The 21,593-nt window shown below is 62.8% G+C and carries 23 protein-coding genes; 9 read left to right on the top strand and 14 right to left on the bottom strand.

Features of this window, described 5'->3' with window-relative positions; all coding sequences use genetic code 11:
• Positions 1-17 precede the first annotated feature (17 nt).
• Entirely contained in the window at positions 18-1,238 is a 1,221-nt protein-coding gene (locus AC5P5V_RS15850; protein WP_032960048.1) for a site-specific integrase, read from the bottom strand.
• A gap of 204 nt (positions 1,239-1,442) precedes the next feature.
• Here AC5P5V_RS15850 and AC5P5V_RS15845 point away from each other — a divergent pair, with 204 nt between their 5' ends.
• Positions 1,443-1,781 (top strand): DUF3653 domain-containing protein, encoded by a 339-nt coding sequence (locus tag AC5P5V_RS15845; RefSeq protein ID WP_101765456.1) that lies wholly within the window; start codon positions 1,443-1,445, stop codon positions 1,779-1,781.
• 455 nt (positions 1,782-2,236) lie between these two features.
• Here the strand turns inward: AC5P5V_RS15845 and AC5P5V_RS15840 are convergent, their stop codons facing one another.
• The 9 genes from AC5P5V_RS15840 to AC5P5V_RS15800 all read right to left on the bottom strand — a co-directional run bounded on the left by AC5P5V_RS15840 (position 2,237) and on the right by AC5P5V_RS15800 (position 7,788).
• Positions 2,237-3,529 (bottom strand): zonular occludens toxin domain-containing protein, encoded by a 1,293-nt coding sequence (locus AC5P5V_RS15840; protein ID WP_495215949.1) that lies wholly within the window; start codon positions 3,527-3,529, stop codon positions 2,237-2,239.
• A gap of 4 nt (positions 3,530-3,533) precedes the next feature.
• Positions 3,534-3,932: a hypothetical protein gene (locus AC5P5V_RS15835; RefSeq protein ID WP_412703390.1), complete on the bottom strand. Its 399-nt coding sequence runs from the start codon at positions 3,930-3,932 to the stop codon at positions 3,534-3,536.
• 1,140 nt (positions 3,933-5,072) lie between these two features.
• Positions 5,073-5,345, bottom strand: coding sequence for a hypothetical protein (locus tag AC5P5V_RS15830; protein WP_080052984.1), 273 nt, complete (start codon positions 5,343-5,345; stop codon positions 5,073-5,075).
• Between the two features lie 6 nt (positions 5,346-5,351).
• Positions 5,352-5,489 carry a hypothetical protein gene (locus AC5P5V_RS15825; RefSeq protein WP_495215948.1) on the bottom strand — a complete coding sequence of 46 codons (138 nt, stop codon included), beginning with the start codon at positions 5,487-5,489 and terminating at the stop codon, positions 5,352-5,354.
• A gap of 50 nt (positions 5,490-5,539) precedes the next feature.
• The gene (locus tag AC5P5V_RS15820) at positions 5,540-5,674 is read right to left on the bottom strand and encodes a hypothetical protein (RefSeq protein ID WP_051007159.1); all 135 of its coding nucleotides are present in this window, start codon (positions 5,672-5,674) and stop codon (positions 5,540-5,542) included.
• Between the two features lie 308 nt (positions 5,675-5,982).
• Entirely contained in the window at positions 5,983-6,285 is a 303-nt protein-coding gene (locus AC5P5V_RS15815) for a single-stranded DNA-binding protein (protein WP_495215946.1), read from the bottom strand.
• Positions 6,286-6,300: 15 nt separating this feature from the next.
• Entirely contained in the window at positions 6,301-7,398 is a 1,098-nt protein-coding gene (locus AC5P5V_RS15810) for a replication initiation factor domain-containing protein (protein ID WP_495215945.1), read from the bottom strand.
• Entirely contained in the window at positions 7,388-7,564 is a 177-nt protein-coding gene (locus AC5P5V_RS15805; RefSeq protein ID WP_157806053.1) for a hypothetical protein, read from the bottom strand. The genes AC5P5V_RS15810 and AC5P5V_RS15805 overlap by 11 nt, the downstream gene beginning before the upstream one ends.
• Positions 7,561-7,788, bottom strand: a complete 228-nt coding sequence (locus tag AC5P5V_RS15800) for a hypothetical protein (protein ID WP_163353246.1) — start codon at positions 7,786-7,788, stop codon at positions 7,561-7,563. Before AC5P5V_RS15800 ends, AC5P5V_RS15805 begins: the two co-directional genes overlap by 4 nt.
• 132 nt (positions 7,789-7,920) lie before the next feature.
• Between AC5P5V_RS15800 and AC5P5V_RS15795 the strand changes: the two genes are divergently transcribed.
• The 8 genes from AC5P5V_RS15795 to AC5P5V_RS15760 all read left to right on the top strand — a co-directional run bounded on the left by AC5P5V_RS15795 (position 7,921) and on the right by AC5P5V_RS15760 (position 16,328).
• Complete coding sequence (locus AC5P5V_RS15795; RefSeq protein ID WP_495215944.1) at positions 7,921-8,358, top strand: DUF3693 domain-containing protein; 438 nt, start codon at positions 7,921-7,923, stop codon at positions 8,356-8,358.
• A gap of 547 nt (positions 8,359-8,905) precedes the next feature.
• Positions 8,906-9,607 carry a fimbria/pilus chaperone family protein gene (locus AC5P5V_RS15790; protein ID WP_134967688.1) on the top strand — a complete coding sequence of 234 codons (702 nt, stop codon included), beginning with the start codon at positions 8,906-8,908 and terminating at the stop codon, positions 9,605-9,607.
• A 41-nt stretch (positions 9,608-9,648) separates the two neighbouring features.
• Positions 9,649-12,066 (top strand): fimbria/pilus outer membrane usher protein, encoded by a 2,418-nt coding sequence (locus tag AC5P5V_RS15785; RefSeq protein ID WP_231352725.1) that lies wholly within the window; start codon positions 9,649-9,651, stop codon positions 12,064-12,066.
• A gap of 99 nt (positions 12,067-12,165) precedes the next feature.
• The gene (locus tag AC5P5V_RS15780; RefSeq protein ID WP_134967690.1) at positions 12,166-12,810 is read left to right on the top strand and encodes a DUF1120 domain-containing protein; all 645 of its coding nucleotides are present in this window, start codon (positions 12,166-12,168) and stop codon (positions 12,808-12,810) included.
• Positions 12,811-12,875: 65 nt separating this feature from the next.
• Positions 12,876-13,481, top strand: coding sequence for a fimbrial protein (locus AC5P5V_RS15775; RefSeq protein ID WP_134967691.1), 606 nt, complete (start codon positions 12,876-12,878; stop codon positions 13,479-13,481).
• A gap of 19 nt (positions 13,482-13,500) precedes the next feature.
• Positions 13,501-14,100, top strand: a complete 600-nt coding sequence (locus AC5P5V_RS15770; RefSeq protein WP_134967692.1) for a hypothetical protein — start codon at positions 13,501-13,503, stop codon at positions 14,098-14,100.
• Positions 14,101-14,590: 490 nt separating this feature from the next.
• On the top strand, positions 14,591-15,577 hold the full coding sequence (locus tag AC5P5V_RS15765; RefSeq protein ID WP_134967693.1) for a fimbrial protein: 987 nt from the start codon (positions 14,591-14,593) through the stop codon (positions 15,575-15,577).
• Between the two features lie 46 nt (positions 15,578-15,623).
• Positions 15,624-16,328, top strand: a complete 705-nt coding sequence (locus AC5P5V_RS15760; RefSeq protein ID WP_134967694.1) for a fimbrial biogenesis chaperone — start codon at positions 15,624-15,626, stop codon at positions 16,326-16,328.
• 24 nt (positions 16,329-16,352) lie between these two features.
• Here AC5P5V_RS15760 and AC5P5V_RS15755 read toward each other — a convergent pair whose 3' ends face one another.
• The 4 genes from AC5P5V_RS15755 to AC5P5V_RS15740 all read right to left on the bottom strand — a co-directional run bounded on the left by AC5P5V_RS15755 (position 16,353) and on the right by AC5P5V_RS15740 (position 21,592).
• On the bottom strand, positions 16,353-17,090 hold the full coding sequence (locus AC5P5V_RS15755) for a fimbrial biogenesis chaperone (protein ID WP_134967695.1): 738 nt from the start codon (positions 17,088-17,090) through the stop codon (positions 16,353-16,355).
• An 11-nt stretch (positions 17,091-17,101) separates the two neighbouring features.
• A complete protein-coding gene (locus AC5P5V_RS15750; RefSeq protein ID WP_134967696.1) occupies positions 17,102-18,166 on the bottom strand; it encodes a fimbrial protein in 1,065 nt (354 codons plus the stop codon).
• Between the two features lie 16 nt (positions 18,167-18,182).
• On the bottom strand, positions 18,183-20,759 hold the full coding sequence (locus AC5P5V_RS15745) for a fimbria/pilus outer membrane usher protein (protein ID WP_134967697.1): 2,577 nt from the start codon (positions 20,757-20,759) through the stop codon (positions 18,183-18,185).
• Positions 20,760-20,854: 95 nt separating this feature from the next.
• Complete coding sequence (locus AC5P5V_RS15740; RefSeq protein WP_134967698.1) at positions 20,855-21,592, bottom strand: fimbrial biogenesis chaperone; 738 nt, start codon at positions 21,590-21,592, stop codon at positions 20,855-20,857.
• Position 21,593: the final 1 nt, after the last annotated feature.

The following is a 21,593-nucleotide window of genomic DNA, read 5'->3' as shown; positions in this document are numbered from 1 at the left end:
CGCGCTCCAAGCGAGGCCTAGGAGGGGATCGCTCTTAGAACGGAAACTCTCTCGTCTAACGCGTCGTTCCAGACTGACGAGAGACGATCTTCAAACACTGCCCGGGCATAGCGAACTGGCATCTGTGACTCTCTGGACCAACCAAAAAACGCCCTGAGCTTCTGGAGCGCTTCTTCCATTGGATCACCCTGCTGCAGCAGCTGATTCAGTCTTACCACGGCGCATGTATGACGCAGATCGTGGGGTGTTATGGTCGTCTTCTGATTTCTGTCCGTTAGCTCTTTAAGGGCAGCGCGTGGGAGGCTCACGGAGATCTTTGCGAACATCTTCGTCAAAGACTCCGTTGACAACGGCGTGTTCTGCTGCGTGTTCAACAGGAAGGCGTGACTTGGCTTTCCTCGATAGTTCTCGACGTAGGTTTGCACCAACGCAGCAATCGTGTTGCTCACTGGCAGTTGACGAACGGAATCCGCAGATTTAATGCTGGGTCGCGAATACCGTGGATCAACCTCGTCATCGGAATACTTGCTTTCCGACACGTTCAACCAGTGCCGGGGTCGTTGTTGACGATCATCGAATCCGCTTTTGACAACATCCGCCGTGAGGAGCATCAGCTCACCGCGCCGGAGGCCCTGGTGAAGCATCAACAAGAAGGCCACGAAGGTTAGCCACCTGGTATGCGTTCTGGGGAATGGGTTGGTCGCAGATGCTGGGTCCAACATTTCGTATAACACTTCAACCACGCTGGCCGGCAGTGAACGGATCTGGCTCGCGTGCTTGCTCTTTCGCACATGTAGCTGCCCATAGAGATTGGACAGGCGATGCAGCCGACCCTCGATATGCCGTAATCGATCCGTTGGCAGGGTTGTCTTCGACAGCCAAGTGACTACGGCCGTGACGAAGGACAACCCGGTTCTCCAACGTGTCTCGTCGGCGGACCCTACGTAGGCTTGGTTTCGGATGGATATGAACCAAGACTCAAGAATCTCGGCAAGCCGTACGTCATCCAGGTCGCCCAATGCATCGTCTAGAGAACTGGTTCCAAATAGGCTGTCTGCGTGGGCGTAGAGGTTCTCCACATAGCGTAGCCGCTTGACCTGAGTGGATGCGGCAAGCTCAGAACTCGACATCGATGTCCAGACGCTGGCCCAGTAGCGCGGCAGCCTGTAGCGATCATCGACAATCAATGCGCCTCGGAGTGAGCTCGGGACTTGAGGATCATTCAGCAGTCTAAGCACAAGGAACTCTTGGAGAGAGCAACATGATTTGTACCATTTATCACGTCACTGTTGCGGTCAAGTAGGCCTAGAAGGCCTTCTCAACGCAACACCTCAATAACTACCACTTTTGCGCATAATGTATATTATGTTCAAGGCGATCCGGGAGTGGCTGGCACGCATCTTGCCTCGACCCTCGGCCCTGCTGTGGCATGGAGCCTGATTGTGCGTGATCGCAACCTAACCGGCCCTTGGGCCGGTTTTTCGTTTAAGGCTGGCCGACTGGTCACCCCCGAAGGCCGCGAGCTGGAGCCGCAGGATCTCGCGTGGCTGTCGCTCACTGCTGCGCAGGCACAGGAATGGCGTCGGATGATGGAGAGCGGCCGCGCGATCGGAAAGCCCCGGAAACCCTTGTCCTTCAACGCCGCCAGCGTGGTGAACCTCTCCGATGCCCTGGCACAGCGCCGGAAAAAGCGGTCATCGGTGGCGATGGCTGGCCCCGACGCCGAGCCTCCCGCAGCAGTCCTGCCAGTACCGGGGCCGAAACGCCGCCAGCGCGTGTGAGGCGCTTCCGTAGGGGCGCTGCCCCTACACCCCGGCTAGAATGCTCGCAGGACGCCTTGGGGGCCGTATGGAACGCGAACGACCGGAGTACCTGCAACCTATCCCACGCTCACGCTGGGAGTTTCCGTGGATGGCCTTGTGGGCCGTTCTACTACTGGGCATGGCCGGTGCTGGGATCTGGCTGCACCTGAAGACCGGCAGCGCTTGGGATGCGCGCTTTCAGGCCGCACCTGCACAAATCGCGCCAACCAGCGTAGATCGCGGCCCCCAGCCCGAACCGATAGCGGATCAGAAAGTAGTGCTGGCCGAAGTGCGCGCGCGACGGGAACAGGCAGAACGCGAAGCACAGCAGCGGCGCAGCGAGACAAGGTGCATCGGCGGAATCACGTTCCGCCGCATACCTGGTGGCTGGGAGAATGTACCGGGCCAGCCCTGTCCGTGATGCATCACCTTAATCAGAAGCTGGCCGGATAAGGGGGCGTCTCTGGGAACGTGCCCAAAGGGCGCTTCCCAACTGCAATTAGGGTGCTCCCGTTCGCCGCGGCGGTGGTCGGCTGTGTCTCGCTCGCGCTCGTCACAGGCGACCCCGCCGCAGCCTTTATGCGCGCGGTCGTAGCATCGGACTGCTCGCCAAACGGGTCTACGGGCCAAGTCGTGGCAATGATCTCGTGCCCCTTAGCGCTCAGCAGCACGCCAAACTCGGTTCGCTTCACAGACCAGCCCAGCGCCCACAGCTGCTCAGTGGTGAAACGATCGAGCACTTGCCCGCCGCCTGACGCGCGAAACTCCACGATATCGCGCTGGCCGTACCACCCGGCGTGCCTCGCCCTGGCATTGGCCGCCATGTCGAGGATGTACTGAACGCCCGCAGGAAGCTTTTCCTTCGTCGTGGGTGCCTCGACAACCTTTGTGACCACCGTGGCCGGCTGAGCACCCGGCGCGTGCGCTATCGCGGGAATTGCGGCCTTCTGGGAAGCGACAACTTCTTTCAGCTTGCCGCTCTCTCCGGTGGTGCCACCGGCGAAGAAGAATCGCCCCAACATCACCACACCAACCACGAGCGCCAGCACCATCAGGATTGACGGGCCGCGCAGAGTCTTCCAGAGCGTGCGCGTGTTGCCCTTGTAAACCTCATTGGTCTCGATGCCCGGCTGCACGCCGTGGTAAAGCTCCCAGATCGCCGGATCATACTTCCGCACCTCGGTGCCAACGGTTTCGTATTTGCCCGTGCCGGTGGCAGCGTAGAACCGCACCGAGTAGCGCTGATCGGACCCCAGCGCGTCGAGCTTGGTATACGTGTTCTTCTTCGCCATGCGGCGGATGATCAGGCGGTGCAGGTCTTTGCAGTCCTGCGAAATGATCACCATGTCCAAGCTGATATGGCCGTGCTTGGCGAAGAAGTTTGCAGTGCGCTCGGGCAGGTTGGCGCGATTGGTAGGCCAGTATTCGTGTGCCTCATCGATCACGATCAGTGCGTGCTTCTCGATATGCGGAAACGAAATGGCGCCATCGTTGTCGGTGTCGCATACGCACCAATCAACCACTTCCTTGTCGCCCATCACGTGCACCAGCTCGCGCACTTCTTCTTCAGGCATGCCCAGGTGCGCGGCGATCTTGTCGAGGCTCTCCCCTACCCCGTTTAGGCGCACGTAGACATGGCGCTTAGCGCGCAATGCAGGAAGGATGTGATGCAGAACCGCCTCGTAGCTCTTGCCGCTGCGCGGCAAGCCTTCATGGCCGAAGATCATTTCGTTACGTCCACTGGAAGAGAGTGAGGAACACCCGCACAAGGCGGAATACAAGTGCAGCCGTCAGTACCGCGATAGCCTCACCGACACGCAACTGGGCAACGATGAACGCGGTCCACGGCCCCGCAGCGTTGAGCATTGCGCAGAAGCTGATCTGCGACAGGAAATCAGGTGCTGGAATCAGGTACACGATGGCCTTGACGAACGACAGCACCAGCTCGATGAAGTCGGTCTGCAGATCCGTCATGAAGTCGGAGAAGTCCGCCCACAACGACGTGATCTGTTCCTTTGCCCACGTGGTGAGGGCGGTGACCGGCCCTACCCCATCGGCATATGCCCACGAAGCTGACAGCACAAGCACAAGCAGCGCAGCAGCTAGCACGATCAGATGATTACGCTTCATAGCAGTGCCCACCTCAGCGCCACGATGCCCATGCCCGCAAGGAAGACGAATCCGGCGTATTGGAATAGCTGTAGTAGTGGGCCAGAGCACAGCGAGGCCAGGTCAAACTTGCCCGCGTACTGCCCACCGTCCCATGTTGCGGTCGGGCAACTACCACCGCCAGTGCAACTACCGAAGAAGCCTTTGACCTTCGACAAGATCGGGGCGCCCTCAATGGCCGTCTTGAACTCCGCTAGCACCTTCTGAACCGTCTTGCCGGATTTCTTGTAGAGACGCCCTGTCGTAGGTCCCGGCGCCCCTCCGTCACCGCCCTCGCCCGTTCCCGGGCCCGGCCCAGGTCCTGCACAGCCGTCCGGGTCTTTGCATTCGCCATCCCCGTCGCCATCCCCATCACCGTCACCATCACCGGGCCCGGTGCCACCGCCGCCATCACCGCCCCCACCATCACCGCCCCCGCCGTCACCTCCACCGTCGCCACCGCCATCACCACCGCCGTCACCGGGGCCGGTTCCACCTCCATCGCCCCCGCCTTCACCCGGATCGGGCGTAGTAGGCGCAGGGTGATCGTTCTCCGTGCACGTGGCGCCAGTGGGCGTAAAGAGGCGTCCCGTGGGCGCCTGTGCATAGAGCGAGCCGCTGTATGCGCAACCGTTGCTACACACGCTTTCAAGCCCATTGTTTCCGCCGCCCTTCCAGCCGGTTTGCTCTGGCCGAGCAGAGCATGCGCCGCTGTAGTAGAAGGACTGCGTATTGTCGTCGCCCGCCGCGTTGTAACAGCGGACCGCGCCACCGTTCGGTCCCTGAGCCACAGCGCATGTATACGAGCCACTAGCAGGCGTACCACCTTGCCTACAGTCAGCGCGAACCTGCGGCTTCCCCCATGGATTGCCCGGCACATCAAATGCCTGAACTGTGCGCTCTACCGCCGCCTTGCACATCGCGTATGCCGTGCCCTGATCGCAAGTGCCATTGCTGGGGCAGTCCGCTGCGGCGCGGACTTCGCCGGGAAGCCACAGGCCGCCAAACACGATCAGAGCAAGCAAAGCGAGTCGAATCACTGGCTGGCCTCATTGAAGGCCAAGGCAACGGCGTGACCTGTGAGCCCGCCGATAAACGCGAAAACCATGCAAACCAGCATCGTCAATCCTCCCTTTCTGATTGGCCGCAGAAGACGCACTCGCCGCCGTCGTAGTCATGGCCGGTGTCGCCACAGACGGCCTCCTCAACCTCGCCCGCTTCTTCGTCGGCATGCTCGTCGGCGTCCTGATCCTCCCGGTCCTCAAAGAAGCCGGCGATCTTGTCAACGCACCAACGGCCAAACCACGGAAGCGCCATGAGCGTCCCCGCTGCAACGATCGCGGCGACAGCCTGAGCAACGGACAGCCCGAGAAAAACCCCACTGAAATCCATCATCAGCCCCTAGTAATCGATGACAGCGCGGCACTCCGTGCACCATAGGTTGCCGTCGTCCAACACGATCACGTCATCGCCGCCGCACTCGGGACACCAGTCGTCCTGGTATTCGTCGGTGTTGACGTCATCGGGCTGCATCTGCATAGGAATCGGGGCCGGTTTCCCAGCCCCTCCCCGTCACGATTCTTCCGCGATCAGCGGAAGAAGGTCGCGACCTTGTTGGTCGCCCAACGGGCAAAGCCGGGCGACGCCTTGATGGCACCTGCACCGATGATGGCGGTCACGGCACTGGTTGCTGCGAGGCCGGTCAAGATGCTGTCGAAATCCATTGCACTACTCCTTCTGTGATGCGCGATTTGCGCGGGATATGGGTTGGTCAATCCCGTTCTGTACTGACCGACTTCACGACGGAGCCCACGATGTAGCCCAGCACGTTCAGTGCGAGCACCAGCGTGAACACCCCCGAGAACCAACCAGTGGCCACTTCCGGTTCGGGCCACTGGAATAGATCGATGAGGATTGAGGCCTGTGCGTGTTCTGCCGCCGACACAAGCACATACCCACCACACTGCGATGCAGGCTCCCCGGTGGGTACAAGCGTCCCCTCAGCTGTCAGAGACACGCACACGGCCATGACTTAGGCCTGAGCAGCCGCGCGAGGTGCTCCCTTCGGCACCATGCGCAGGACGGTGAACTTGCTCAGCGACGCGACGCCCTTGTTGACCTGCAACATGGACTCCACGTCGAGCTCGTACTCGCCTTCGGGATAGCCCGGCTGACCCTTGTCCAGGCGCACGTCGAACGGATACGCAAAACCACCGGTTTCAAGCTTCGCCTTCTGCTTGCGGGTGGTGTACTCGACGTTCTCGCCAGCGTCATTCTTGAAGCTGCCGCCGCGTTCGTCGATTTCGTTCTTCAGGACAGTGACCTTGACGCTCATGTGTAGTTACCCCTATCAGGTTGGTTGTACGGCCACGCTTGTGGCCCAGTGCGCTGCTACGTCTCCTGTTGCCCACTTCGGCAGCTTTGGCGAAGTGCAGGATTTGAAGACCGCCAAGGCCACCTCTTCATCGGGGCATGTGCGGATAACGAAGTTGACGAAGCCGCCGTATTGGCGCTTGAAATGGCGACATGCGCTCTTGAACGTGGCGACAGCCGCAGCCTTGGTGACGTCAATGCGAGAGGAAATGCAGCGCAGGAACCGCAGAACGGGATATGCGCCAAGCAAATATGCGGCGGGATCGCGGAGCAGATCGAGCGGCAGCTCCTTACGGTTTGAAGCGCGGAACTGCGCTTCGTAGCGCACCCACGGCGAACCCTTGTCCCCCAGCTCGCGGCCCTTCTCATAGACGCGCAGCTGGCGCTCGGACTTCTTGCCGCCGACATAGAACGTCTTACCGTCGCCACTGTCGTAGTCGTCAACCAACTGCGCTTTGGGGCGCTGACCACGGTTGTCGAATTCGCCTTCGTCGTACCACTTCTGTGCCAGGCGCAATGGGTACTGCCCGAGAAGGTCATCAGCGCAGGCGTCAATTCGGGTTAGGCGTCCGCCGCAGCTTTCGAGCTTCGCTCGAAGCTCCAGCCACCGCTGCGCATGGCCGCAGCGCGCAGCGGCTACCGCCTTGCAACCATCGCCGGTTAGCTCAATGCGGGCGGTATACGTGCCATCGGCGCGGCGACAGTGATCACCGCCCAGCTCGATCATGCCGACGAATTTCTTTTCGGCGTTGATGATCTTGACGCGCCACAGGTAGAAGCGCCCTCCCCCTGCTACCTCATCCAGTTCAAGGCCCAGCCCGGCGAAGAACCAGCAGAACATCTGTAGGGCGACCACCCGAGCATTCTCGGCGCTGTAGTCGATCCAGTTGCGGACCTCCTCAAAGGAATCGCCGTCACGGAAGGCCAGCTCGTTGAGGACGGCGAACATGTCCACCGAAGCGGAAAACCAGTCAATGCCGACCGTCAGGGTTCCCTCGGGGTTCCTGAATTCACTGACTCCCCTGTTAGACGAGGGGAGTCCCGACCCGGCCAGCACCGCGCGATCACCGGCCATTGGAGCGATCCTTACCGAGCTTCCACAGGCGACGAAGCCCCAGCCATGCCTGCTCGATCACGATGGAGAGCAATGCCGCTCCCAGCCAAACGGCGATGAGCGCGGCGCACGCCGCAAGACCCATATCGAACTCCGCCATCTCGGCGAATGAGGGAAACCTGCTCATGCGGCGCGCTCCTGCTCTTCGGCAAAGGCGGCTGCGGCCAGCAGGTCGCCGCGCTTGGTGGCGGCAATCTCGGCGCGTGCGAGTGCGATGACCTGGGCTTCGCGGGACTGCTGCGCGGCGGTGTAGTCACGCCGGTCGAGCAGCCACGAAACGATACGAGCGCCGCCAATGGAGATGCCCGCAATGGCCCCCAGCAGCGCGAAGGATGAGATGGCGTCGAACATCTGTGATCCCCTACCCCAAGCCCCAAGAGAACCCGCCAGCGGCCTTGGGGTGCCGGTGGCGGGTGTGGTCCATCTGGACCACGCGGAGCATGTAATCTAAAAGGACCACACGTTGTCAACCATGAGGACACCATGACCGCCGTAGGTGAACTGCTCGATGCCGCCCGCGAACGCACGGGAATCCCGTCTGACAATGCTTTGGCGGCTCGATTGGGAATTCAGAGGCAGCTGCTGTCGAAGGCTCGCGCGGGCGAAAAGCCGCTCTCAGATGAACGAATTGCGCAGATTTGCGCGCTGGCGAAGCTCGATGGCCCGACTTGGATCGCCATGATTCATGCAGAACGCGCCACCACGGCAACCGAACGTGCTCTATGGCGGTTGATGCTGGACCGAATGGGCGCGGCGGCTGCGGTCGTCGCGCTGGTAGCGCTGTCGATGCCGGGTCTCGCAAACGCAAAAACCGCCCAAATTCAGGCGGTTAGCGCTGCTGACAACGGCGGTATGTATATTATGTTCAAAGCGCAGCAAGGGGCTGCCGCGCTTCCTGCCTCTGTCGGTGTCCCTAATTGATGGCATTTGTGTCTGGGTCGCGCCCCTTCTTGAGCCCCAAGGGATTCTTGAGGTCCCCAGTCCATCCACTGACAACAATCAGGGCCAATTTGCCCCTTATTCGTGTCACTCGCCGGGATCGCAGCCAGGCGATCATTGATTCGACCGCCTGCGTTTGGGCTTGACAGCCGTAGCAACGCGAACTTCTTTGGATCGCTTGAGCGCCACTTCCAGCTGAGCTGGCAAATCTCGAAGCCCTGAAAGCTGCCCCTCGAGCGCGTCACATCCCATCTGGATATCTCCAAGATCCTTGTGCACGGCCTGACCCTTGTGCAGGAAGCCAGCCAGCAGTCGGCCTCCCACCACCCGCCGGCCCAGTTGCTCGTCCCGACTCGGGCGAAGCACGCGCCACGCCGCCACTCAACTATCGGCATCGTCCTATTTTTCACCCCCCTCTCTGCCGGAAGAATGCAGGCTAACCCGAGGCTATATCCGCGCCAAGGGACGCGTCCGATTCACTCGTTGCAACGGCCAAGGTCGTGTGTGGCGACCGTCAGGTGACCTTTTCATGTCCGCCAGCCTACCCGTACTGCACCGCTGCATCCTGGCCATTTCCTGCGCATTGATTGCCAGCAATGCGTCAGCCAATGGCATGCAACCCCAGTCGACCATCGTGATTCTCGACGAGGCGGTAGGCGAAGCGGCAATGGATGTAACCAACACAGATGCGACGCCGGCACTGCTGCATACCGTGGTGCTGGATATTCCGGAAGATCCCGATACCGTGGTGATCGCTACGCCCCCCGTCGCGCGCGTCGACCCCGGGCAACAGCAGATGGTCCGCTTCATCTATCAGGGTCCGCCGCTGCGTACGCAGCGCCTGAAGCGGGTCACCTTCGAGGGTATTGGCCATTCACTGGAAGCTGATGGCCAGGCGGTGGTCGGTATCGGTATCCGCCAGAACCTGCCATTGCTGCTGCATCCGAAGGGGCTGGCCAGAAACAACACGCCGTGGACATTGCTGCAGTGGTCCCGCGAGGGCGACGCGCTGCGGGTCACAAACGACAGCCCGTACGTTGTCCGCTTGACACCGTCCGTAACCCTCCAGCCCTCGGCGACGGTGGTCACGCTGCAACGGCCCTACGTGCTCCCGGGAGAGTCATTGACGTTGCCGGTTTCTGGCAACGCAGGCAATGACACCGTCGTCCGCCTGGAACCCGCCAGCGTTTACGGATTCGCTGCCGGCAGCTATGACGCGCCGTTGAAATGATCTCTCGCAGCCCTCCTCCAACGGGCTGCCAGCGGAATGAAATGAACGACGCCTGGCTGCGGCATTCGGCGCTGGCGTTGGCCGTGAGCGGCCTGCTGCACGCCCCTGCGGCATCGGCACAGGACATACCGGTCGAGGCCGAATTCGACCGACAGATGCTGATAAGCCGGGGCCTGGCTCCGGAACTGGCGGATCTGTTCCGCAAAGCGCCGCAATTCACACCGGGTTCGCACCGTGTTGCCCTGCAGGTCAATGGCCGTGGCCGCGGTTCGGTCGACGCGCAGTTCAGCACCTCCGGCGAGCTGCGCGCAACTCTGGCGCTGTTGCGCGATGCGCGGCTGCACACGCCACGCTCGGTCGCGGACCTCGGCGAAGACGCAACCTTCGACCTGCGCCAGGCGTGGCCACAGGCCGTCGTGCGCCCGCAGCCTGGCCAGCAGGCGCTGCACCTGGTGCTGCCTGTGGAGGCGCTGGACGATGCGAACGGAACTCCCGATGACTGGCATCAAGGCGGCAGCGCTGCGTTGCTGAACTACGACGTCTCGTCCAATACCCGGGTGGCCGCTGGCCGCAGCCAGACGTCGTACACCGCCTTCACCGAAGTCGGGGTCAACACCGGCGGCTGGATCCTGCGCAGCCGGCAGTCCTTCAGCCACTCGGGCAGCGCCTCGCACCTGCAGGTGGTGGAGAGCTTTGCGCAGCGCAGCATGGTGCACCGCCGCCAGCTGCTGCAGATCGGTGAGTTGGCTGTGGCCGGCCCGTTGTTTGGCGGCGCGCTGATTACCGGCATCCAGCTGCTTCCGGAGGACGCGCTGCCCGCGCCGGAGGCTGGGGGCGTCGTGGTTGAAGGCCTTGCCAACAGTGAGGCACGGGTCGAGGTCCGCCAATCCGGCGTATTGATCCACAGCACGCTGGTGCCACCTGGGCCCTTCGCGTTGTCTGCCATCTCGCCACGCAGTGCCACGGCCGACCTGGAGGTCACGGTCCATGAGCAGGACGGCGAACGACGCTTCCAGGTCCCGGCAACCAGCTTCAACCGTGCCCGCCTGGCACGCCCCGGTGCCACTCTCGCTGCCGGCCAGCTGCGTAGATTCGATAGCGTACGTGGCGGTAGCCGCAGTTTGCTGACCACCAGCAGCGCCTGGCGCCTGCCCGCCGCAGACGCGGTCCTCAGCGGCGGTGCGTTGCTGAGCGAGCGCTATCAAGCGGTCGGCCTGGGCCTGGACCACGTACTGCAAGGCAACAGCCGCGCCATCATCAGTGGCCGCACAACGTTCGCGCGCGCGGCGCACGGGTATGGCCTTTCCATGGACCTGCGGCTCGGCACGCAATGGGGACCCTTGCGGTTGAACCTGGGGGGCAGCCGGCGTACCCGGGGCTATCGCGATCTGTACGAACTGGATCCTGGCGAGCCCTCTGCAACCCTGCAGGGCCGGGTGAAGTGGCAGGGTGCGGCCGGGCTCGCGGGCGCCACCCAGCGTTGGGGTAGTTTCAGCGCGCACTGGGCACCATTGGCCACATTCGACGGCCGGCGCGGCAGCCGCATGACGGGCAGCTGGTCGCAAAGGATCGGCCGCAGCACGCTCAGTGCCACCCTCGAATCCGTGAGTGGCCGGCTGCAACCGGGCGCCAGGCGCGATCGCGCCGCGTACCTGTCGTTGTCGGTACCACTCAACGGCGCCTCGTTGCGCGCGAACGTGCGCCAGCGCAATGGCCGCAACACCATGGCGTTGGACGCCGCCGGCCGCGCCACGCCGCAGCTGAACTGGCGCGCTTCGGCACAGCAGCACGGCGGCCGGCAAACTACGCGCCAGTTCTCTGCGGGCACGGGCCTGCTGCTGCCACGGGCGCGCGTTGCCGCCAGCATGACGCTGGGCGAGTCAAGCCGGACGCTCAATACCCAGCTCAGTGGCGGCATGGTGCTGCACCCGCAGGGACTGACCTTCTCGCCGACCCGGGTGCAGGACACCTTCGGTATCGCCACGGTCGGTTCCATCAAGGGCGTCCGCCTCAGCACCGGTGGCGGCAGCGCCTGGACCGACCGCAAAGGCCGGGCCGTCCTGCCGAACCTGCGCGCCTATGCCGACACCCGCGTGAATATCGAGGGCGGCAGCCTGCCCCGCCGCGCCGACGTGCAGAACGGAACGCGAACGCTGCGCGCGGCGCGCGGCTCGGTCAGCTACGTGTCATTCAAGGTTGAACTCAACCAGCGGGCGTTCCTTGCCGCCACCTACGGTGATGGCAGTCCCGTTCCCAAAGGGCTCACTGTCCTGGCCGATGGCCAGTTCCTCACGGCCACAGTCGAAGGCGGCCGCATTTACCTGCCCTCCTACCAGCCACAGCAGCGGCTGCAGCTGGTGCTTGGGGGCGGGCGCAGATGCGAGCTCGAGGTCGACCTGCCCGAACAGGTCGCCGAGGACGCGTTCTTCCAGGAGGGCACGGCGCGCTGCTCAACCTGACCCGTTGCAACCGTGGCGCAATGCGGCGCCAGCCAACCTGGATGGCCTTTCCCCCGGTCCCCGCCCGCATTGGCAGGATCATTGATCGGATCTGATTGCATGAACAAGAAAATGCTTACCCTGGCCGTCGCTCTGCTGGCCGCGTCCTCCTCTGCCAGCGCGGCGGAATCGGCCACGCTGGAAGTGACCGGCACCATCACCCCGCCCCCCTGCACCATCGGCCTGGACGGCACCGGCATGGTGAACCTCGGCGAGATCAAAACCGAATCGCTGTCCACCACCGTTCCGACCAAGCTGACCACGCAGTCGATCGACCTGAGCGTCAGCTGCCCCGGCAAGAGCCAGTTCGCCATCAGTGCGGTCGATGCCCGGAGCGCAAACCTGGTTGACGCTGCCGTGGGTGTGGCCAAGACCGGTGCAACGAGCGATCAGGCGTTCGGGCTGGGCAGCGAGGATGGGCAGGACGTGGGTGCGTACGTGATCTCGCTGGCCAGCCCGATCACTGACAATGGCAGCTCCAGCATGATCACGCGCACCAGCGGTGGCAGCTGGAGCGCGGCGACGGTGCTCCAGCCGGGCGACGGCCAGCAGACCGCCTGGGGCAACAACCAGGCGGTGACGGCAACGAAGGACGCCAAGGTTACGCTCAACGTGGACGCCGCCATTGCTTCCCTCAGCGAGTTGGACCTCAGCAACAGCATCGACATCCAGGGCCAGGCCACCATTGAACTGACGGTGCTGTAAGCAGTTCTGGAAGGGGCCTGCATCCGCAGATGCAGGCCCTTGCATTTCATTGAAAGGACCTTTCCATGCATCCAACCCTCCGTGCACTGCTCGGCGCCACCCTGCTGCCTGCCTGTTCGGCTGCTGCCGCAACAAGCACTCTGGACATCAGCGGCACGATCACGGTCAAGGCCGCGCCATGTGAGATCAGCATCGCCGACCAGGACAAGCTTGCGTTTGGCCAGATCGCCTACGAGAACCTGAAGCCGAGCGAGATGACAGAGCTGGCAGCGGTCACCCTGCCCGCCACGCTCACCTGCCCGAACGGCGCCAGGCGTGTCCAGATGTCGTTCGTCGACAACATGGACCCCCTCACGATGCGCGCCAGCTTCACCATCAAGGACAGGACAGATACCAGCAAGTTGGCCGGCGTCTACATCGTCCGGCTGATGGACGGAGTCAACCAGGGCAGGTTGTCAGGCATCTGGCGATTTGACGGTAAAAACGACGCCCACCTGAGCGATCAGGCCTGGGCCAATACCCCGGGCAGCGGCATGGGCTTCCTGCAGGCAGTGGAGAATGCGAGCTTCAACATCAATGTCAAGCCACGCCTGTTGTCCCAGGCCGCGTTTTCACCCGCTGACGAGATCGACCTGATCGGTAGTTTCACCATCAATCTCATCTATATCTAATGACAAGGCAGAAACGCCAATGAACCCGCGCAACGCTCTTGCAATGCCAGTGCTGCTTGCACTTGCCCTTTCCGCAACCAGCCAGGCCGCCACCGCTGACCTCAGCATTGGCGGCAGCATCGAGCCCAGCCCGTGCTCGCTGACCTTCACCGACGGCCTGCTGCCGTCCTTTGGCGATCTGAAGCCGACTCCGTCCTCCGACGGTAAATTGGCATTCCGCGGCATCATCGACGCGCCGCTGGAGATCGAATGCCCCAACGCGACCGTTCTGACAATGCACTTCTCGGACCAGGCCCTCACGGGCGCACCGATGCCGCCGAAGAACTTCTTCTATCTGCTGAAGGACGACGGGAATGAGATGGGAAGGGTGCAGATCGCCATGAGCGGAGGAAAGGCCGACGATAAGGCCATTGATTTCGTCAATGCGACTGGCAATTCCAATGGCGTCAGGGCTGATGACCCCGACGGCTTCATGCAGATGGGCTGGAATAAGGAGGCCTTCAGCCGCGTCACCGGCATGCTCAACATTTCCGTGATCGGAGATGCGGTTGATCCTGCCGAGCTCACCGATTCAACCAAGCTGACCAGCCGGATCGGTATCGAGCTCAACTATCTCTGAGTGAAGTAAAGAACCCGGGGCCGAAGGGACGCCACCTTCGGCCCCGGCCTTCCGCACTGCGGATGATCCGGCCTGCTGTTCCCGCTCCAGCTGCTGGGCAGCCATGGTCCAGCGCCACGGCCCTGCCCCGCACTCCATCCACGACGCGCCCGCCAACGGCCCGCGTTGGGTCCGAACACCACCAGATGCATTGCTGGTTGGCTGGCCTGCGTATGGCACTTAAGATCCTGCCTCGGACTTTCACGCAGGTTTCACGGTGATTCTAGCCTGAGCCCGTTGTTTCCATAGGTGCCGTCCAGCATGGCCCCGCCACGTCACGCGCGACCGTACCAATCCATTGGCAGCGCCCTGCGCTTGCCCTACTCTTTGCGCTGGAACCTGCCCCGGTAGAAGGGACACACTCTTCAAGAGGCGCACTTTGCATCAGCGAGCCATCGAATCAGCCCAGGGAGCGCGGAGGCTTTTACTGCCCCTGCTGGCCTTGCTCTGCGTGATCGCACCAGCTACCGCCGCTGCCTGCGCCGCTGGCCCGCAGAAGTGGATGCCAACGTCTTTCGGCTATTACGATTCGTTCAAGACGGGCGATGTCATGGTGGGCTGGGCACGTGCAGTCGTGCCGTACTACGTCGACTGCAGCCCGACTGCTTCCGCCCAGTTGTCCATTGGGCCGGCAACCGGCCTTGCAGGTGTGCACGATGGGCGAATTACGTTCAAGACAGAGCATGATGGCGTCGGCATCCAGCTTGAGTACCGCTACATCCAGTCCATCGCAGGCTCCGGGCAACCCGTTTACTCGGAATGGCAGGAAGTGGGTACTGCCGCTTCATCCCTGATCGCGCGGGCGGAGTACATGCGGGATAATCCGACCGCGTCGATTCCCATCGAAGTGGACTACCGCTTTATCGCGCTGCGCGATTTCTCAGATGAATCGATTGCGATGGGCGATATCGAACCCTTGCGCGTGACCGACGGCAGCCATGGCCTGTCACTCAACCAGTTGATCGTGGAAGGGGTTCGCCAGAGTCCGCGGGTGGAGGCGAGCTGCGAGTTCAGTGCCCGGCCTCCGGCGAGGCTGCAGCTGCCGCTGACGGCTGCCTCCAGCCTTCGCGCGCCTGGAGACGTGGGGCCAGCCGCCGATTTCTCCTTCAGCTGGAGCTGCCGTGCCGGCAATCAGGGCCATAGTGGCAAGGGAGATTTCCGTTTCAAGTCCGCCGCTGCGGTCTCTGGCAGCCCCGGACAGCTCTCCACCACCGGCGATGCCGGAGGTGTGAACATGCTGGTCACCCTTGAGCGGAAGGACGGCAGCCAGGAGCCCATCGTGTTCGACACCTGGTATGCAAACCGCCTGAGCCCTGGTACGGGTGGTCTGCCTGCCAATGGCAGCCAGGCAATGCAGGTGCGCTTCGTCCGCACCGCTCAACCGATCGTACCGGGGGTGGCCAGCAGCACACTGACCATCGAAGCCATTCCCTACTAGGCGCGCCACGTTGTCACTCCTGCGAACATCGACCTTGCTGCTACTGATGGCCGTACCGACGGCCGCATGGGCCGACCTTCGGGTCAACGCCACGCGGGTGATCTACCAACAGGGCAGCTCAGTCCCCCCCAGCCTCCGTCTCCAGAACGTTGGCAATCGGCCGTCGCTCATACAAGCCTGGATCGACGACGGTGATGAGGATGCTTCGCTGGAGCACCTGCGCCCGGCCCTGTTCGTCACGCCGCCCGCGTTTCGGCTGGACGCCGGCAGCAAGCGAGACATCCAGATCCGAGCCGCCGACACATTGAAGCTGCCCAACGACCGGGAGTCATTGCTTTGGCTCAACATCGTGGATGTGCCCGCCCGCGCTAGGGGGGCAACCCCGCATTCTCTTGAGTTCGCCATGCGCTGGCGCCTGAAGGTCTTTCATCGCCCAGCTGGCCTTCCCGGCTCCCCTGACGCTGCACCGCCCGCATTGCGATGGCAGCTGCAGACGGATCCGCAAGGGCGCGCCGTCCTGCGGGCCAGCAATGCGACCCCCTATTTCGTCAGCCTGGCCCGACTCACGCTGAGCGGGCAGCCGATCGCTCTGGATGCGAGCACCGCACAGGTCCCCCCCATGGGGCACTGGACACAGGTGCTCCCTGACGCGCCCGCGCCACGCCCGGCAGTCGTTCCATTGGACGTGCGGTGGGTCGATGCACGCGGCCTTGAACAACAGATCCAGGCCCACGTATCTCGCGCGGACTGAAACCGCCCCGTTGCTGCATCCCGCTCACGCACCGGTCGCTGCGTGCCCGTTCCATTGATGTTGCCGTCCCTCGCCATCGATCCAGGTGATCTGCAGTACCGGATTCGCGGGGAGCCCCAGCTGCTCTTCGTCCAGCGCAAGGCTCCACTCCGCATAGGGAGCGACCGCCGCATCAACCGCACTCACGGCGACCGCGCGTCCGTTCAGCACCACTTTCCGCAGGCTGACAAAGTACGCCGAGGGGTTGCGTGCGTGCAGCGCCAGCGTACCCGAGCTGGAACGATGGATGCTCCATTTCACCGCATCGATGGCCGTGTCCGGTTTGCCGGGCAGACCGGCAGGCCGGTGGAAGACCTTCAGGCGCCAGTGCACCGCTTGCTCGATCGCCGTGCGCCTGCCATGCGCTTCCCGTCGGGGCACATCGAGAATGTTGAGCCAGAACATCGACTCCCGGTCCAGCGGCAGCTGTGTCGGCTCAGCCACGCGCACCTCGATGTCTCGACGGGCGCCGGGATCCAGCCGGAACAGGGGTGTGGTTGTCGCCAGCGGCACGCGTAGACGCTCCGGCTTCGCATCCGCGTCGCCATCATCGATCCAGCTCTGCACCACCACCGGTGCCTCACCCGTGTTGTTGATCCGGACCGACCCTGCCTGCTTGCCGCCTTCAAGAACCACGCGGGTACCTTCCACCTTCAGGTCAGCCGCAGCGGGGAACGTGATCGCCAGCATCAGTACACAGATGACGGGAATGAAAGTGCGCATTTCGATAGTCTCTAGAAGAGCGACAGACGCACCGTCATGGTGCTGGTCGCATCGCCCGGCGTGATAGCGTCCTTGTTCCTGCGGAATCGAACCTGCATCTCCTGGCTGCCGATACTGGGCAGGGGATAGCCTCTGCCATAATGATGCGAGGCCCACCAGTGCGTGCCCAAGGGAACCGGCATCTGTTTCCCTGATTTATCCTTCATCGTGACCAGCATATCGACCCCCTTGGCATCTCCATCCACGGCCAGCAGGCCGTTCGACGTGCCCAGCGCCTTGCTCGACAGGAACTGGAAGTCCGCGCCTCCTGCATGGTCGTCGCCTGCAACGCAACTCCAGGAAAAAGAGAAGTCGACCGCGGGTCCAACTTCACCTTCCCGCGTCAACATGTTGATGGCTGTCGTTGCGAGCCGCTGCGAGCTGGGGGGTGCACTGGTGAAAGCGCAGAATGCATACCGCCTGGGGCGCATCGAGAAACCTGTCGTCATCGCGGCGGGCAGGTCCTCTCCGTATGTTCTGTCTTCCAGCTGGAACGCAGGATTCAGATCTGCAACGCTGATCGACTCGTTGCCTCCGATGTCCCTCAATGCAACGAACGTCACCTCGACCTCAATGGGCAGGCCTGTCCGATCCACGTTCCTGTCGAACTGGGCTTTCGCGTGAAAGTCGTCACTTCCATCATCCAGATTCAACCAGGAAGACCAGACCTCGGTACCCAACCCGGCCGACTCTATGTAGCGATAGCTGAACTGGGCACCGATGGCTCTGTTTGATGTTTCGAAAGTCGGCACACCTCCAACTTCACCCACATATGCAAGCGAGGTCGAGATGCTGAGGTCGGCGCCACTGAACCTGTCGCATTCCCGGAGCACTGTGGCCCTGGCTCCCGTCGCTGTCACTCGGCTGCCATAGCTGAAACCTTCATGCAGCACGGTCGTTGGAGTGCTCAGAAAGTGCTCGGATCCGGCGATGCACGCCGCGCTGGCTTCGGCCGCGCCTGTCAGGAGCGCGAGCGCGAGCGCCCCTTGCAGAGCGCCACACCAGGCCCGCTGCTTGAAGTTCGTCAGACTGTTCATCCCGTATCTCCCAACGTTAGTTCTGGTCGCCATCAGCTGCGCCTGTCGCGGCAATGTTGGCAACCGTGGAGCGAAGGCACTGGCTGATGTAGAGCTGTTCGTTCGCCGCGGAAAGGTCGTAGGCAATGGCGCAGTGACCGGCGGCCTCGTTCGATCTGACCCACAGCGTTCCTTTCTCGCTGACACCTCGCACCCACAGGCGGCTGCCCTGCCCGACCACGCCGACCACCTGTCCGTCTTCGTCGTATACGTCCAGACCGAACGGCAACGGCTGCCCCTCATTGTCGAGCGCCTCGATCAGGGCACTGCGGCCGCTTGCAGTCGGAATGACGGCCTTCACCACCGCACCCGCGGTCGGTACCGCTGTGGCGGACCCGCTTTTCAGCTCCACGTCCGAGGTCATGCCCATGGGATCAACGGAGATCTCATTCAGGCGATAAGGGCTCAGGTACGGCACCACAGCGAAGCCGCGCCTATCGGTCTTTACACCGCGCTGATTCCCTACCTTGGCGCCCGCTGCCTCTGGCACGTGCAGCAGGCCAATGGTTTCGCCGAGGCGCTGCGAGAAGGTGATGCCGTCGCCGTGCGCCAGCACGCCGCCGGATGCCGTCACGCCAAACTGCTGGCCGTTCTGGCTGCGGTTCCATGAAGCACCCAGGCTGGCCATTGGTGCCTCATAGGCCACGTTCGCGCCAATATCTCGGTTCGCACCAGCCTGGCTGTAGGATAGATTGTAGTTACCCTGCATATCCCGACCGAAGCCAGCGGAAACACCCGCTCGGTACCGGCCACCGCTGGAGTCGCTGTTCGCGCTCGCGCTCAGTCGCGGCGCCGCAGGCGCACGTCCCAAGGGTACGGTCACGCTGAGGTAGGCGCCGGTGGTCTGCTTCTGGGAGCCGCTGTTGAGCAGTGACGACTCCAGTGAGCGGCGCGCACTGATGCTGTAGGACGCGCGCCCCAGCTGGCCGTTGTAACCCAGCGAGAAGTTCGTGGTCCGCCGGTTATCGCTCCAGTAGTCCGCGCTGCTTCCGCTGAGGAACAGCGCGCCCTTCGCCAAGCGCTGAGTCACCGTCAGATCCAACCGGCTGCGCTGTCGCTGCAGCCTGGGATCGCCATTGCCACTGATCAGGTCATCGCGCAAGCGCGCTGCGTCACTGAAGGAGAGATATCCTTCGGTGGAGTAGCGGTAGGCCGCCACCGTCAGGTTGGTGGCCGAGTCGAAGCTCCGGCTGTAGGCCAAGCGATACGATTGGCCGCGCATGCGCTCGCCGAAGGCTGTGCTCGGCGACGGCAACCGCGTATCAGAGAACGTCACATCCCCCGAAAAGGCCCCGATACGTGTATTGAGCGCGCCGCCCAGTACGATGGCATGGTAGCCATCGGCGACGGTGGCACCACCATATGCGGTGAACGCGCTTCCCACGCCACGACGCAGGGTCGCCTCAACAAAGGTCGGCGCCTCCGAAAGGCCATCATTGTTCAGCTCGCCCACTGTCAGGCTGAAGCGCTGCTGCCCTTCGCGCAGAAGCTGGGGAACCGAAGCGTAAGGCACGACAAAGGTCTCCACGCGACCGTCCGCTTCAGAGACCTCAACTTCAAGGTCGCCGGAACCGGAGCTGTTGCGCAGATCATCGATTTCGAACGGACCCGGGGCCACGGTCGTCTCGAAGATGACCTGGCCGCGCTGGCGAATGGTGACTTGTGCATTGGTCTGCGCCACGCCGCGCACCACGGGCGCGTAATTGCCGAGCACCTCCGGCAACATGCGAGGATCGGTACGCAGATTGACACCGCGATAGTTCACGCCATCAAACACGTCGCCGCTGGTGGTTGCCTCGCCCAGGGTCAGCTGTGCGTTCCACGCGCGGATCTCCCGCTGGGCATAGCTGCGGTTGGCACTGTAGCCGCGGTTTCCATTGCCATCCTGCGAGAAGTAGCCCGCATGGCGGAAGCGCCAGGCGCCAAGGTTGAGCCCTGCGTCAACGGTGACGCCGGTATGCTGGCTCGTCCGCCCTTCGTACTCCTTGCGGCTGTGGTTGATGTTGTAGTTCAGCATCGCGGCATTGACGCCGTGATCCCATCGATCTGATTCGACCCAACCGTGACGGTTTGCGCGAAGATAGGCCTGCGGCACACTGACCTCCAGGACTTGCTCGCCGGAGTCCAGGTGCACGCTTGCCGATGGAATGTACCGGGAGATGTCTTCGCACGTCAGCGACTCCGGCAACTGCAGCCAATCCGCATCTGCGCTCTTTTCGCGCGCGGCTTCGAGCTTGTCCACTTCCAGCCCGATCAGGCGGAAAAGTTCGGGAGACAAGCAGATATGGTCCGCGTCACCCCGGGCGCGCACCTCGACGTCCTGGCGGCCCATGTTCGTGCCATTGACCAGGATGTCGGCGCTGTAGATACCGGGCAGAGGGCCGTCCCGCTCGAAGCGGCTCATATCGAGGTTGGCACCGATACCGCCGTGCAGAAGGTCGGCGTTGAACTCAAGTGCCGGGGCTGCGCAAGCGGCCATCGGCAGCAATGCAACAAGCACCGCTGTCGCAAGACGACTCGGGCGCAACCGCATTGGCGACTGGGGGCTCATCATGACGAACTCCAACACGTGGGCAAAAGGGGGCCGGCAAGCCCCGCGACAGGGCCTGGTGAACGGGGAAAAACCGGGTTACTTCGTTCTGGCGGGACTCAGGGCCGAGCCAGTGGGGATGTCATCTCAATCTTTGCGCCGTGAGCGCTGATGTACTGGAACTTCACCTGCGGTCCCAGTGCATTGGCCTGGGCGTGGGAAAGTCGATAGCTCGTCGTTGCCAATGGCAACGCTACATCCGCCGTGACCTTCTCCCCCGCCTGGATGGAATCGACACTTACGTGGTAAGGCGTTGGATTGGTCGAGTTCAGCACCCAACCCTTCTGGTCCTTCACCAGTGACCATTGCAGCTTGCTGGGGGCCGCTGCCGCACCCGCCGCGGACAGGCCCTTCGGTCGATAGAAGAGTTTCATGCGGGTCCGCACCACCACGTTCAGGTGCCGCCCGTCAGCTACACCAGCCGGCTTTCCCGGCACAGCCAGAATGTTGAGGTAGTAGAGACTCTCCCTATCGCCGGGCATGGCTTCGCCGGTGTGGAAGATCCGAAGCAGCTGGCTGCGCCCGCCCTCCATGCGGAAGATCGGCGGACGAATGGCAAAGGGCACAGCACCGGCAGCACCTGGGGTTTCACTCACCGTCTTGCCATCATCGATCCACGCCTGGACCAGGTTGGCGGTGGTGCCAACGTTCTGCAAACGCAGACTTGCTTCACGCTCCTCAGCGGCAAACACCACGCGCGTGCCATTCATGACCACGCTGGCATGCGCATCAAGCGTAGAGAACATGAGAGCAGCTGCGCAGCCTGCCATCATCAGGGTGGGCTTGATTTTCAGCATG

The sequence above is a fragment of the Stenotrophomonas sp. YJH_SMC_130 genome, from assembly GCF_059369035.1.
Note: the sequence above shows the minus strand (reverse complement) of the source record. Positions and strands in the feature narration are given on the sequence as shown.

What these genes read in the sequence shown, in the direction of transcription:
- AC5P5V_RS15775 (WP_134967691.1), top strand. Translation starts at nt 12,876, where the DNA reads ATGCATCCAACCCTCCGTGCACTGCTCGGCGCCACCCTGCTGCCTGCC.
- AC5P5V_RS15805 (WP_157806053.1), bottom strand. Translation starts at nt 7,564, where the DNA reads ATGAGCAGGTTTCCCTCATTCGCCGAGATGGCGGAGTTCGATATGGGT.
- AC5P5V_RS15830 (WP_080052984.1), bottom strand. Translation starts at nt 5,345, where the DNA reads ATGATGGATTTCAGTGGGGTTTTTCTCGGGCTGTCCGTTGCTCAGGCT.
- AC5P5V_RS15780 (WP_134967690.1), top strand. Translation starts at nt 12,166, where the DNA reads ATGAACAAGAAAATGCTTACCCTGGCCGTCGCTCTGCTGGCCGCGTCC.
- AC5P5V_RS15840 (WP_495215949.1), bottom strand. Translation starts at nt 3,529, where the DNA reads ATGATCTTCGGCCATGAAGGCTTGCCGCGCAGCGGCAAGAGCTACGAG.
- AC5P5V_RS15835 (WP_412703390.1), bottom strand. Translation starts at nt 3,932, where the DNA reads ATGAAGCGTAATCATCTGATCGTGCTAGCTGCTGCGCTGCTTGTGCTT.
- AC5P5V_RS15795 (WP_495215944.1), top strand. Translation starts at nt 7,921, where the DNA reads ATGACCGCCGTAGGTGAACTGCTCGATGCCGCCCGCGAACGCACGGGA.
- AC5P5V_RS15785 (WP_231352725.1), top strand. Translation starts at nt 9,649, where the DNA reads ATGAACGACGCCTGGCTGCGGCATTCGGCGCTGGCGTTGGCCGTGAGC.
- AC5P5V_RS15755 (WP_134967695.1), bottom strand. Translation starts at nt 17,090, where the DNA reads ATGCGCACTTTCATTCCCGTCATCTGTGTACTGATGCTGGCGATCACG.
- AC5P5V_RS15740 (WP_134967698.1), bottom strand. Translation starts at nt 21,592, where the DNA reads ATGCTGAAAATCAAGCCCACCCTGATGATGGCAGGCTGCGCAGCTGCT.
- AC5P5V_RS15825 (WP_495215948.1), bottom strand. Translation starts at nt 5,489, where the DNA reads ATGCAGATGCAGCCCGATGACGTCAACACCGACGAATACCAGGACGAC.
- AC5P5V_RS15800 (WP_163353246.1), bottom strand. Translation starts at nt 7,788, where the DNA reads ATGTTCGACGCCATCTCATCCTTCGCGCTGCTGGGGGCCATTGCGGGC.
- AC5P5V_RS15745 (WP_134967697.1), bottom strand. Translation starts at nt 20,759, where the DNA reads ATGATGAGCCCCCAGTCGCCAATGCGGTTGCGCCCGAGTCGTCTTGCG.
- AC5P5V_RS15760 (WP_134967694.1), top strand. Translation starts at nt 15,624, where the DNA reads ATGGCCGTACCGACGGCCGCATGGGCCGACCTTCGGGTCAACGCCACG.
- AC5P5V_RS15750 (WP_134967696.1), bottom strand. Translation starts at nt 18,166, where the DNA reads ATGAACAGTCTGACGAACTTCAAGCAGCGGGCCTGGTGTGGCGCTCTG.
- AC5P5V_RS15820 (WP_051007159.1), bottom strand. Translation starts at nt 5,674, where the DNA reads ATGGATTTCGACAGCATCTTGACCGGCCTCGCAGCAACCAGTGCCGTG.
- AC5P5V_RS15790 (WP_134967688.1), top strand. Translation starts at nt 8,906, where the DNA reads ATGTCCGCCAGCCTACCCGTACTGCACCGCTGCATCCTGGCCATTTCC.
- AC5P5V_RS15815 (WP_495215946.1), bottom strand. Translation starts at nt 6,285, where the DNA reads ATGAGCGTCAAGGTCACTGTCCTGAAGAACGAAATCGACGAACGCGGC.
- AC5P5V_RS15810 (WP_495215945.1), bottom strand. Translation starts at nt 7,398, where the DNA reads ATGGCCGGTGATCGCGCGGTGCTGGCCGGGTCGGGACTCCCCTCGTCT.
- AC5P5V_RS15770 (WP_134967692.1), top strand. Translation starts at nt 13,501, where the DNA reads ATGAACCCGCGCAACGCTCTTGCAATGCCAGTGCTGCTTGCACTTGCC.